At 35.8% G+C, this 12,273-nt stretch carries 11 protein-coding genes; all 11 read right to left on the bottom strand.

Annotation, left to right across the window (positions count from 1 at the left end; all coding sequences use genetic code 11):
* Window positions 1–43: 43 nt before the first annotated feature.
* On the bottom strand, window positions 44–715 hold the full coding sequence (locus tag ACNQGG_RS10125) for a bifunctional 4-hydroxy-2-oxoglutarate aldolase/2-dehydro-3-deoxy-phosphogluconate aldolase (RefSeq protein WP_417963607.1): 672 nt from the start codon (window positions 713–715) through the stop codon (window positions 44–46).
* Between the two features lie 10 nt (window positions 716–725).
* Window positions 726–1,748 (bottom strand): PfkB family carbohydrate kinase, encoded by a 1,023-nt coding sequence (locus ACNQGG_RS10130; RefSeq protein ID WP_417963609.1) that lies wholly within the window; start codon window positions 1,746–1,748, stop codon window positions 726–728.
* A 23-nt stretch (window positions 1,749–1,771) separates the two neighbouring features.
* Complete coding sequence (locus ACNQGG_RS10135) at window positions 1,772–2,119, bottom strand: cupin domain-containing protein (protein WP_417963611.1); 348 nt, start codon at window positions 2,117–2,119, stop codon at window positions 1,772–1,774.
* A gap of 32 nt (window positions 2,120–2,151) precedes the next feature.
* Entirely contained in the window at window positions 2,152–3,552 is a 1,401-nt protein-coding gene (uxaC, locus tag ACNQGG_RS10140) for a glucuronate isomerase (RefSeq protein WP_417963613.1), read from the bottom strand.
* Window positions 3,553–3,569: 17 nt separating this feature from the next.
* Window positions 3,570–4,355: a gluconate 5-dehydrogenase gene (locus tag ACNQGG_RS10145; protein ID WP_417963615.1), complete on the bottom strand. Its 786-nt coding sequence runs from the start codon at window positions 4,353–4,355 to the stop codon at window positions 3,570–3,572.
* A 6-nt stretch (window positions 4,356–4,361) separates the two neighbouring features.
* Window positions 4,362–5,198 carry a 5-dehydro-4-deoxy-D-glucuronate isomerase gene (gene kduI, locus ACNQGG_RS10150; protein WP_416858640.1) on the bottom strand — a complete coding sequence of 279 codons (837 nt, stop codon included), beginning with the start codon at window positions 5,196–5,198 and terminating at the stop codon, window positions 4,362–4,364.
* A gap of 181 nt (window positions 5,199–5,379) precedes the next feature.
* Entirely contained in the window at window positions 5,380–6,372 is a 993-nt protein-coding gene (locus ACNQGG_RS10155) for a Gfo/Idh/MocA family protein (RefSeq protein ID WP_417963618.1), read from the bottom strand.
* A 121-nt stretch (window positions 6,373–6,493) separates the two neighbouring features.
* Window positions 6,494–8,029 (bottom strand): aldehyde dehydrogenase (NADP(+)), encoded by a 1,536-nt coding sequence (locus ACNQGG_RS10160; RefSeq protein ID WP_417963620.1) that lies wholly within the window; start codon window positions 8,027–8,029, stop codon window positions 6,494–6,496.
* Window positions 8,030–8,107: 78 nt separating this feature from the next.
* Window positions 8,108–9,031: a 5-dehydro-4-deoxyglucarate dehydratase gene (locus ACNQGG_RS10165; RefSeq protein ID WP_417963622.1), complete on the bottom strand. Its 924-nt coding sequence runs from the start codon at window positions 9,029–9,031 to the stop codon at window positions 8,108–8,110.
* Between the two features lie 33 nt (window positions 9,032–9,064).
* A complete protein-coding gene (gene garD / locus ACNQGG_RS10170) occupies window positions 9,065–10,606 on the bottom strand; it encodes a galactarate dehydratase (RefSeq protein ID WP_417963624.1) in 1,542 nt (513 codons plus the stop codon).
* Window positions 10,607–12,040, bottom strand: a complete 1,434-nt coding sequence (locus ACNQGG_RS10175) for a GntP family permease (protein ID WP_417963626.1) — start codon at window positions 12,038–12,040, stop codon at window positions 10,607–10,609.
* Between the last annotated feature and the right edge of the window lie 233 nt (window positions 12,041–12,273).

Here is a 12,273-nt window from a genome sequence, read left to right on the forward strand (position 1 = left end):
TTATATTTATGTTTTTGAACAAGCTTTGAAGCGAATTGTTCTTTTATTTTTTTCTAACTTTAGCTATTATAGCAAGGGTTTCTTGTACTTTCAGCTTCAATCCGTCATAATCCTTATTAGCCAAAATTTCATTGGAAATAAGTTGGGAACCAATTCCCACACAGGTTACGCCAGCGTCAAACCAACCTTTTAAGTTGTCTTCCGAAGTTGAAACACCACCCGTAGGCATGATGCTGGTCCATGGACAAGGTCCTTTTATTGCTTTTATAAAATTGGGTCCGTAGATATCTCCTGGGAATAATTTTACAATCTCACAACCCAATTCTTCTGCTCGTGCAATTTCAGTAAGTGTACCACAGCCCGGAGACCACAATACTTTTCGACGGTTACATGCAATCGCAATATCTTCCCTTAAAACCGGAGTAACGATAAAGTTAGCCCCTAATTGCATATAAAGTGAAGCTGCTGCCGCATCCGTTATAGAACCAACTCCCAAGATCATTCCCGGTAATTCAGCTAATGCATATTTATTAAGCGCTCCAAAAATTTCAAAAGCAAAATCACCTCTACTGGTAAATTCCATCAGACGTGCTCCACCATCATAACAGGCTTTTACAATTTTTTTTCCTAGTTCAACATCGGTATGAAAAAACAAAGGAACCATTCCTGTTGCTGCCATTACACTTGCTACTTCTATTCTTGAATATTTTGCCATAATTTTTTATTTATCTTGAAACTAATCCGGCGGAATCACCATCTAGCATATTTTCAACTTCTTTTAAGGTAACTAAATTGTAATCTCCTGCTATTGTATGTTTTAAACAACAAGCTGCAACTGCAAAATCTAACGCTCTTTGATCGTTATTTGGATATTCTAACAAGCCGTAAATTAATCCACCCATAAAGGCATCTCCACTACCTACACGGTCTACAACAGGAGTCACTTCTTTTACGGCTGCATTATAAATGGTTTTACCGTCAAATAAAATACCTCCAATTCTTTGGTGAGAAGCACTTACAGAATAACGCAATGTAGTTGCCACTGTTTTCAAGTTTGGACATAATTCAAACAACTTTGTATACAAAGCCGGAAGTGTTTTTTCATCTTGATAATTCGGATTCACTTTAGCGATTCCTAACATAAAATAAGCCGTATCGATATCTCCTAAAATTACATTACTGTATTTCAATAACTCAGGCATCACCTCACTTGGTGTTTTACCATATTGCCATAATTTAGACCTGTAATTTAAATCGCATGAGATAGGAATCCCTAATTTATGCGCTATTTTCACTGCCTCTAGACAGGCTTCAGCAGCACTCTCCGATATGGCTGGCGTAATACCACTCCAATGAAACCAAGTAGCACCTTCTAATACTTTTTCCCAATCAATAGCACCTTTTTCAATGGTTGCCATAGCACTATGGGCACGGTCATAAACTACATTACTTCCTCTGGTCCCTGCACCTGTCTCCAGAAAATAGATTCCTAAACGTTCTCCTCCATAAATTACATTTTTGGATTCTACGTTCATTTTTCGCATTTCTTTTAATGCGCAAGTTCCAATTTCATTATTGGGAAGCCTTGTTACAAACTCTGCATTTACACCATAATTAGCTAAAGAAACAGCCACATTAAATTCACCTCCACCATAGGAAGCTGTAAATGTTTTTGCTTGCTCAAAACGCAAATGCCTTTCTGTTGAAAGACGTAACATTATTTCGCCAAAAGAGACTACTTTATTCATTATATATAAAATTAAATGTTTGTCTATTTCATAAAATCTTCTCTTATAGGACTAAAAACGTCTATAAGCATCCCTTCTTCCAAGCAAACAACGCCGTGTATTTTATCAGAAGGAATATAAAAGGAATCACCTTTTTTTAATATTCTGGTTTCATCTTCAATAGTTACTTCAAATTTACCGGCGGCAATATGAGTAACTTGAGTGTGATGATGATTATGCAAAGGACCAATTGCTCCTTTATCAAATTTAACATTGACCATCATAACCCGATCATCAAATCCTACTATTTGACGTTGCACACCTTCACCTACAACTTCCCAATCTGTTTCTTCTTCTTTAAAAAAAAGATTACTTTTTGCTATATGGGTCATAATTCAGATGAAATTTATAGTTATTTAACGCATTAAAATTTGAAATACTCTTTGGCATTGTTATAACTGATGTCCGAAACCATCTTACCTATCCACTCCATATCATTAGGAAGTTCGCCTCTTTTAATTTCATCTCCTAAAAGATTACAAAGAATACGTCTGAAATATTCATGTCTTGGAAAAGACAAGAAGCTTCTTGAATCCGTTAGCATTCCAATAAAACAACTAATCAATCCCATGTTAGAAAGTGCGTTCAATTGTTTAGTCATTCCGTCTTTCTGGTCTAAAAACCACCATCCAGAACCAAATTGTACTTTCCCTTTTACGCTTCCATCATTAAAATTTCCAATCATGGTAGCCATAACTTCATTATCAGCAGGGTTCAGATTGTAAATAATTGTTTTTGTCAATTTATCTTTACTGTCTAAAGCATTTAAAAAACCTGATAATTTTTGTGCCTGTGGATAATCTCCAATAGAATCCCATCCTGTATCAGGGCCTAAAATTCTATGCATACGTGCATTATTATTTCTTAGTGCCCCTAAATGAAACTGCTGAACCCATCCATATTGATGGTAGGTTTCACATAAAAACAATAAAATAGCACTTTGAAACTTTAAAGCTTCCTCATTACTAATTACTTGATTTTCTCTTTTCTTCTTGAATATAGAATTTACTTCACTTTCTGTAAAGTTTTCAAAATAGATTTGGTCCAACCCATGGTCACAAAGTTTGCATCCATTTTTATCAAAATATTCAATTCTGTTTAGTAACGCCGTACACAAATCAGCATAAGAACTAATAGAAACGCCGGCTACTTCACCTAAAGTATCTAAGTAAGCGTTATACCCATCATTTGAAATCAAAATAGCTTTATCTGGTCTAAAAGCGGTACTAACTTTAGTTTTAAAAGAACTTTTCACCAGTTGTTGGTGGTATTCTAATGTATCGATTGGATCTTCAGTAGTACATACAAATTCTGCATTTACTTTTCGAAGCAAATTCTGAGTGCTATATTCTGCCGAATTTATTTTGGCGGAAGCTTCAAGATATATTTTCTCAGCAGATTTTTCGTTTAATAAATCATAAATATCAAAATAACGCGCCAGTTCTAGATGCGTCCAATGGTACAATGGATTACGCATTGTATACGGAACCGTTTTTGCCCAATTCATGAATTTATCTTTATCCGAACCGTTTCCTGTGATAAATTGTTCATTTATTCCCAGAGTACGCATCGCACGCCACTTGTAATGATCTCCATTTATCCACACATTTGTAATATTGTCGAAAATGGTATCTTCGGCAATATGTTGTGGCGATAAGTGGTTGTGATAATCAATAATAGGCTGATTTTTAGAATAATTATGATATAATTCTTCCCCGTATTTATTTTCTAATAAAAAATTATCGTTTATAAACTTTGTGCTCATTATAATTTTCTTAAATATTAATTTTCATTTGAAGGTTTTCCGATGGTAGCTAAAATCCCACCATCAACATATACAATTTGTCCATTAACAAAATCACTGGCTTTTGATGCTAAAAAGACGGCTGTACCTGCTAAATCTTCAGGATTACCCCAACGTGCAGCTGGTGTTCTATTAATTATAAAATCATTAAACGGATGCCCGTCAACTCGAATAGGTTCCGTTTGCGTTGTTGCAAAATATCCTGGACCAATTCCATTTACTTGCACATTGTATTTTGCCCATTCTGTGGCTAAATTTCGGGTAAGCATTTTCAAACCTCCTTTTGCCGCAGCATAAGCAGAAACACTATTTCTTCCCAATTCACTCATCATAGAGCAAATATTAATTATTTTACCTTCTTTTCGCTCAATCATTTGCTTAGCAACTAATTGTGACATGATAAAAGGCCCCACTAAATCTACATCAATTACTTTTCTGAAATCGTTAACAGGCATTGTTATTGCCAATTCCCTTTTAATAATTCCAGCGTTGTTAACGAGTATATGAATATCTCCTAATTCTTTAGTAATTAATTCAATATTTTCTGCTGCCGCTTTTTCATCAGTCACATCAAATAAATATCCAGAAACAGTATATCCTTTGCTTTTATAATACTCCAGCGCTTCTTCCATTTTACTTGGAGTCGTCCCTGTAATTACAAGCTCTGCTCCAGCAATTGCTAATCCTTCAGCCATTGCCAAACCCAAACCATGAGTTCCTCCAGTTATGAGTGCTCTTTTTCCTTTTAAGTTAAATAAATTCATCGTCAATTATCTTAATTCGTTAGGTGGACAAATATCCATATCACTATAATCTAAATTCTCTCCAGCCATTCCCCATACAAAAGAATAATTTGAAGTCCCTGCACCAGAATGTATGGACCACTCCGGAGACAAAACCGCTTGGTGGTTTTGCATGAAAATATGTCTTGTGTTTTGAGGTTCTCCCATAAAATGGCAAATAGTCTGCGGCGCTTCTATATCAAAATAGAAATAAGCTTCCATACGTCTGTTGTGAGTGTGCGACGGCATTGTATTCCAAACATTACCCGGTAACAATTCCGTAATCCCCATTTGCAACTGACAGGTTTCAACGATACTATTTACTATTAGTTTGTTTAAAACTCTTCTATTGGCAGTTTTTTCTTCTCCCAATTGAATGATTTCGGCATCTTCTCTTCCAATTTTTTTATTTGGAAATTTTTTATGGGCCGGTGCCGAATTAATATAAAATAAAGGTTGCTCCCCGTTTGCTCCAGAAAAAATAACTTCCTTACAACCTTGGCCTACATATAAAGCTTCTTTTTTTTGTAAATCATATTGCACACCGTCAACAGTCACCGTTCCGCTTCCTCCTACATTTATAATTCCTAATTCTCTTCTGTCTAAAAAATTTTCAGATTTCAAATACGGAATCGTTTCTAATTTTAAACTTCCACCAACTGGCATCACACCACCAACAATATACCTATCATACATAGAATAAGTCAGTTGTATTTCATTTTCAACGAAAAGCTTTTCAATTAAAAATTGTTCTCTCAGTTCGTTTGTTCCATATTTATTTACGTCAGTTGGATTTGAGGCGTATCTAAAAGAAAAGTTTGTCATAATAAATAGTTTATGTAATCGATTGCACAAATATACTTTTTAATTGTATTAATTTATATATTTTTTATAAAAAAAATTGTTACAACTGTAAAAAAAACGACATAATTAGTGTCATTTGATAAAATTCAAAGGAAATTATTTACAATTATATGATAAAACCCAGCTTAATAAATAAGTTAAATTAAATATTCCTGATAATTTTGTCCATGATCCAACTGGTATGTAATCCTGATTGTCCACTGGAAGGGTGCTCCATATTTCCAAGCAAATGTTCCCGCATATTTTCAACGTGATAAAGCTGAACATTTTCTGGGTGTTTTATAACTAATTCCACTTGACTCTGTTTAGTAGTCATTCGAATTGGGTTTTCATCAAATACAGAAAACTCTATTTTGCCTTTACTGCCCATAATTTGAACATGGTCTTCCCGAATTCCGGAACCAAAATTCCAACTACCTGTCCCTGTAATTCCGGATTCATGAACCCAACAAGCAGTTACTGCATCATTTGCAGTATACAATCCCTGTTGATTAACAGTAAAACCAGATACATCTTTGATAGTACCCAACAAGTGCACGAATAAGTCTAAACCATGACTGGCTAAATCATCAAAATAGCCACTTTGTGCTACTTTAGAATCTGTTCTCCAATTGTAATTCCCTGACAAATCAACATCAGATGCCGGCGTGCTTAAATTCCAGCTAATGTATCTAACATCGCCTATCTCATTAGCATCAAGCCACTTTTTTACTTGATTGAACCTTGGCAATGAACGTCTGTAATAAGCCACAAATAAAGGAATATCCTTTTCCTTAAATGCGTTGTAAATTATCAGACTATCTTCATAAGTTGGCGCCATTGGTTTTTCAATACAGCATAATTTTCCGGCCTGAGCCACTTTAAGTCCATAAAATTTATGAGAATCAGGAGGAGTAGCGATATAAATTGCATCAATTTCAGGATCATTAATTAAACTATCCGCATCTGAATAGGATTTCTCAATCCCATGTCTTTTTGCATAATCCGCACTTTTAAGCGCATCCCGTCTCATTACAGCTGAAAGCTCAAACCCTTTAGTTTTTTGATACGCTGGCCCACTTTTTATTTCAGTGACATTACCACAACCAATTATACCCCAACGAATTATTTTTGATTTCAGATCTATATTCTCCATTCCTTTTTATTTAAAATTATCCTATTTCATAAAAAACAGGACCAACTAAACATTTAAATTTTATTTCTCTTGAACACAAAAAAAGGATAAAGCATTCGCTTTATCCTTTTTAAAAAAAATTTTATTTCTCTAAATTACCATTTACCAATCTCCAAATATTTAAGGGATTTCCATTTCTGAGTGCAATAGGCAATAGCATATCTGGATAATCTTGATAACATATTGGTCTGGCAAAACGCTTAATAGCATTTGTACCTACTGAAGTTGTTTGGGAAGCTGTAGTAGCAGGATATGGCCCTCCGTGCACCATGGAATGACAAACCTCAACACCCGTTGGATAGCCATTAATTAAAATCCTACCTACTTTTAATTCCAAGATATCAAATAATTCTCTGAATTCAACAAAATCAGCATCAGTTCCGTGGATTGTTGCCGTAAGATGTCCTTCAAGATTTCTGGCGGCATCCAGAATCTGTTCTTTTGTTTGTGCTTCTACAATTATGTTTGACGGACCAAAATTCTCTTCTGCCAGTTCCTGATTTTGAAAGAACGTTGCTATTGATGTTTTAAAAATCCTTGCTTCGGCACTATTTAGCGACTCCACTGATTTTCCAGTAGCAATTACTTCAATAGTATCAATTTCCAAAGTGCTTTTGATTTTTTTATCGTAGGCTGCATTAATTCCCGCCGTTAACATTGTTGAAGCAGGGACTTCATTTATTTTAGAAATTAAGTCCGCAATAAATTTATCGGCAGCATCCGATTGCTGAACAAATGTCAAGCCTGGGTTCGTACAAAATTGTCCAACCCCTTGCGTTATTGACCCAGCCATTCCTGCTGCAATCGCTTCTGCTTTTTCTTTAAGGATTCCCGGCAAAATAAAAACTGGATTTGTACTTCCCATTTCGGCAAAAACAGGGATAGGTTCTGATCTTGTGTTTGCAATATCAAATAATGCTTTTCCACCTTTAAATGAACCTGTAAATCCAACTGCTTTTATTCCTGAATGTTTCACTAAAGCCTCACCTACTTCATTAGTATTTCCTTGTACTAATGAGAAAACACCTTCCGGCATTCCGCAAGCGTTCATCGCTTTTTCTATAGCACCGGCAACCATCGCTGATGTTCCAGGATGTGCGGGATGCGCTTTTACAACAACAGGACAACCTGCTGCCAAAGCGGATACGGTATCTCCTCCTGCTACAGAAAATGCCAAAGGAAAATTACTCGCTCCAAATACTGCTACAGGACCCAAAGGCAATAACATATGTCGGATATCTGATTTAGGTAACGGAGCTCTGTCCGGAATAGCCGTATCAACACGAGCGTCTACCCAAGAACCTTCTCTTACAACGGAAGCAAATAAATTTAATTGACCAATAGTTCTTCCTCTTTCACCCTGTAATCTTGCCAATGGCAACGCAGTTTCCAAATGACATCTTTCTAAAAGAGCATCTCCAAGGTTTAAAATTTCTTCACCAATACGCACTAAGAAATTAGCGATACTGTCTTTATCTTTCTTTCTGTAAACATCAAAAGCTTTAACAGCTTTTTCTACCTCAGCATCAATCTGGCTTTCCGTTGAATTTATAAACTCTCCGTCCAATAATTCATTGTTGGTTGGATTTACTGCGTAGAATTTTCCAAGATTATTCATTTGTATTTTTTTATAGGATTTATTAACTTCTGCAAATAGCAGCGGTTAAAGAAAATTAGCTTTTTTAGAGACTTTATATTAATTCAGAAGTTCTTCTTCTTTATCAATAATTTTTTGAAGTTCCAATAATTCCTCCGCTGAAGGCATGATTAATGGCGCACGAACATCTCCCGCACTTTTGCCTATTAATTGACAACCTGCTTTAATCAAACTCACAGAATACCCTTGATTTTTACTTCTTAAGCGAATAAAAGGAACAAAAAATTCTTTTATTATTCGGTTGACTTTTTCAGTATCCCCCGCTCTAAGTGATTTATAAAAATGATTTGCCAATTTTGGAACAAAATTAAATACTGCTGAAGAATACGTATTTACCCCAATTGACAGATACGCTTCCGAAATAATTTCTGCGGTTGGTACGCCTCCAATATAAACTAAGCGGCTTCCTATTGATTTAATTGTAACATTTAATTCTTCTATGTTTCCGGTTCCGTCTTTCAAAGCAATAAAATTTGGACATAAATCTGCCAATTTTTTGATCTGTTCGCCTGACAAGACCCCATTACCACGGTTATAATAAATCACCGGTAATTCTGTGTTTTGCATTATCGTTTTGGCATACTCCACTATTCCGCTTTGAGGGCATTCTGTTAAATAAGGTGGCATTAGAAGCAAAGCATCAATACCGGCCTCTTCTGCTATTTTTGCAAACTCTATGGCTTCGGGAATACTTCTTCCAACACTTGAAACAGTTGGTACTCTTCCATTAACAATTTTAGAAGTTATGCCAACGATTTGTTTGTATTCTTCCTTAGATAAGGAAAAAAATTCACCTGTCCCCCCTGCTACAAAAACAGCTGAAACTTCATGGCTTACAAACCATTCCAATCTGTCGGCAAAAGTGACTGCGTTAAACTGACCATTTTCATCCATATCCGTTATTGGAAAAGATAATAATCCATCACGTAATGCATTTTCAATTCTTGTATAAGATAATTCCATTGTAAATAATGTTTAAAAATTTATATTCAATTTCTATGTCAGTGGTCCTGGATTAAACAAAACCAAATCATTGTGCAATCCTAATATATCGCAGGCAACCTTTTTCTTTCCGCTGGCTACATCCAGAATTAAGAAAAATAATTCCCAACCCATTTCTTCAATTGTTTTTTCACCTGATGCAATCTGTCCTGCATCCAAATCAATTAAATCAAACCATCTTTGACTTAATTTAGAATTTGACCCCACCTTAATAACGGGAACCATCGACAAGCCATAAGGTGTTCCTCTACCTGTCATAAACACATGCATATTCATCCCTGATGCCAATTGCAGCGTACCACAAACAAAATCACTGGCGGGTGTTGCAGCAAAAGACAATCCTTTTTTACGGATTTTTTCACCAGGTCCAAGTACATCCACGATTGGACTTTTCCCAGATTTTGCAATAGATCCCAACGCTTTTTCTACTATTGTACTCAAACCACCTAATTTGTTACCCGGTGTTGTATTTGCACTTCGATCTACCTGACCTTGCAAAAGGTAATCATCATACCATTTCATTTCATCCAAAAGTGCTCTTCCCACTGTAGGATTAATTGTTCTTGGGACTAATAAATGAATGGCATCCCTAACTTCGGTTACTTCGGAAAACATAACGCTTCCGCCCGCTCGAACTATTAAATCTGTAGCAAACCCTGCAGCTGGATTAGCTGTCAAACCTGAAAAAGCATCACTTCCTCCACATTGCATTCCTACCACTAAATCTGAGGCAGGACAAGTTTCTCTTTTACGTTTGTTTAAGCTTTTTAAATGGGTTTCGGCACTTTTCATAATTCCCTTCACCATATCATTAAATCCATGAAAGGATTCATCTTGCATATAGGTTATACTGGTAATTTCATCAGAATCGTCATTGTTTTTAGGCAAAAGGCTTTCAGGCCTTAATTTTTCACATCCTAATCCTATAATCATTATTCCTCCTCCAAAATTTGGATTTGCTGCAATATTCTTAATGGTCCTAATTGGAACAATTGCTGCAGGTGCATTGATAGCCACACCACATCCATAAGAATGATTGAGTGCTACAACATCATCTACATTTGGATATAAGGGAAGTAATTCTTGTTTAATTTTCTTTACCAGATGTTCGGTTAAACCGGCCACACATTGAACACTGGTGGTGATCCCTAAAACATTCTTGGTTCCTACACTTCCGTCTGAATTTCGAAACCCTTCGAAAGTATATCCTTCCAAAGGTTCTACAGCAGGAATACTGTTCTCTGATAAGGAAATAAATTGCAAATCAGGAGGATTCGGCAAGTCCATTTTAGACTCCTCTATCCATTCTCCTTGCTTAATTAATTTATTTGCATATCCAATAGTTTGACCGTATCGAATAATTTCTCCACCTTTATTTATATCGGATAATGCAACCTTATGGCCCGATGGAATGTACTGTAACAGCTTTATTCCGTCCTGAAGTAAAGTTCCTTCAGCTAAACCAAGAGTATTAGCCACAATTCCCACATTATCTAATGGAGTAGTTTTAATTACTATGTTATTTGTTGCTTGCATTTAAATAAAAGGTAAAAATTTTGAAAGAATCATAATTAGAATTAAACCCGAAAATCCCATAACCATTGACAGAAAAGAAAAATGACGAATCGTTTCCTTTTCTTCCATCGCACACATTTCGGTTACAATCCAGAAAGCACTGTCATTCATCCAAGTGAATATTTTGGAGCCACAACCTATAGCCAAGGCTACATAAACTGGATTAAATTCCAGACCTGTGCTACTAATACCACTCATAACTCCCGCAGCTGTTACCATCGCAACCATTGCTGAACCTTGTACCGTTCGAACTGCAGCCGTTATAAAAAATGCTAAAGGCAAAACAGCCATCTGATAACTTGCCGCCAAACCACCTAAACTAATTCCGATTCCTGTCTGCTCCAGCATCTTACCAAACACACCTCCTGAAGTGGTTATCAGGATAATCACTCCGGCACTACTTATAGACTCGGTGGTTACTTTTTGAAAACTCTTAGTATCCTTCAGCCTTGACCATAATAAAAATACCGCTATTGCTGCAGAAATTGCCAATGCAATATTAGGATCCCCTAAAATAGCAAAAGCCGAATTCCAGTACTTTTCAAACGAACTCAAACTGGCCTGATCTACTTTGCTTGACATTTCAGAAAAAGTATTGACCGTAATTAAAATTAAGGGCAGTATGACCGGCATAACAGAAATCCATAAACCTGGCAATTCTGAATTGTCTTTTTCGGCTAAAGTTTTCAGATCATCAATACTGATATCTGGAGTATCCCGCATCGGTAAATTCCATCTTTTATTAGCCCAAAGTGCATAAACATACCCACACAAACTAGTGAATATCCCAACAATAAACCCTCCCATAATCATGGTTCCGGTATCAATACCTAAGGCTTGAGCAACAAACAATGGCCCTGCAGCTGGCGGAACCAAGGAATGCGCCATAACTCCACCAGCAATAACCATCATTAAATAAAGACTGTATTTTTTAGGACTGTGGATTCCTAAACTTTTTATCAAAGGCAACATCAGATAAAAAACAGTTTGAAAGAATACTGGAATTGCCAATAAAAAACTACCGCACATTAAAGCCAATGAAGCATTCTTCTTTCCAAATAATCCCAAGAAACTGCGCACAATGCGTTCAGCACCGCCACTTTTCATTAAGCAAGCTCCAATAATAGAACCTAAAGCGATTAAAATTCCTATTTTTCCACTGGTATTCCCAAAAGCGTCCGCTAATCGTTTTCCAATCCCCTCGTTTGACAACGACTGAGAATCTTGGATTGACATTCCTTTATGAATCGCATATTCATAAATAAGGTCTGAAGAAGTCAACAAACCGGTAACTAAGGCTGCGAGTAACAAAGAAATAACAGCATGTAGTTTTAATACGATGATGCAAAAAAGAACTACCAAAGTTCCTATTAAAATGATAAAAATTGGATCCATATAATAAATTAATTACTTTATATATCTAAATTTAATTTGTTTCTGTGAGATTCTATTTTACTGTAAATATGGTTTTATTGGAAATTATTGCGATTCAATTTTTTATTTCAATCCATTAAGGTGAATTGAAAACAAGTCGCTTTTCAATAAATATAAATTATAGGTTTAAACCTCAGAATAGCACCAGTTATGGCGTACTCTAAGTTTTCAATCAGTAAAAAGCGGCTTATAAT

It is taken from the genome of Flavobacterium esculini (assembly GCF_048284325.1).
Taxonomy (GTDB): Bacteria; Bacteroidota; Bacteroidia; order Flavobacteriales; family Flavobacteriaceae; genus Flavobacterium.

Coding starts and splice junctions, on each gene's coding strand:
- ACNQGG_RS10135 (WP_417963611.1), bottom strand. CDS start 2,119: ATGACCCATATAGCAAAAAGTAATCTTTTTTTTAAAGAAGAAGAAACA.
- ACNQGG_RS10165 (WP_417963622.1), bottom strand. CDS start 9,031: ATGGAATTATCTTATACAAGAATTGAAAATGCATTACGTGATGGATTA.
- garD (WP_417963624.1), bottom strand. CDS start 10,606: ATGCAAGCAACAAATAACATAGTAATTAAAACTACTCCATTAGATAAT.
- ACNQGG_RS10145 (WP_417963615.1), bottom strand. CDS start 4,355: ATGAATTTATTTAACTTAAAAGGAAAAAGAGCACTCATAACTGGAGGA.
- uxaC (WP_417963613.1), bottom strand. CDS start 3,552: ATGAGCACAAAGTTTATAAACGATAATTTTTTATTAGAAAATAAATAC.
- ACNQGG_RS10160 (WP_417963620.1), bottom strand. CDS start 8,029: ATGAATAATCTTGGAAAATTCTACGCAGTAAATCCAACCAACAATGAA.
- ACNQGG_RS10155 (WP_417963618.1), bottom strand. CDS start 6,372: ATGGAGAATATAGATCTGAAATCAAAAATAATTCGTTGGGGTATAATT.
- ACNQGG_RS10175 (WP_417963626.1), bottom strand. CDS start 12,040: ATGGATCCAATTTTTATCATTTTAATAGGAACTTTGGTAGTTCTTTTT.
- ACNQGG_RS10130 (WP_417963609.1), bottom strand. CDS start 1,748: ATGAATAAAGTAGTCTCTTTTGGCGAAATAATGTTACGTCTTTCAACA.
- ACNQGG_RS10125 (WP_417963607.1), bottom strand. CDS start 715: ATGGCAAAATATTCAAGAATAGAAGTAGCAAGTGTAATGGCAGCAACA.
- kduI (WP_416858640.1), bottom strand. CDS start 5,198: ATGACAAACTTTTCTTTTAGATACGCCTCAAATCCAACTGACGTAAAT.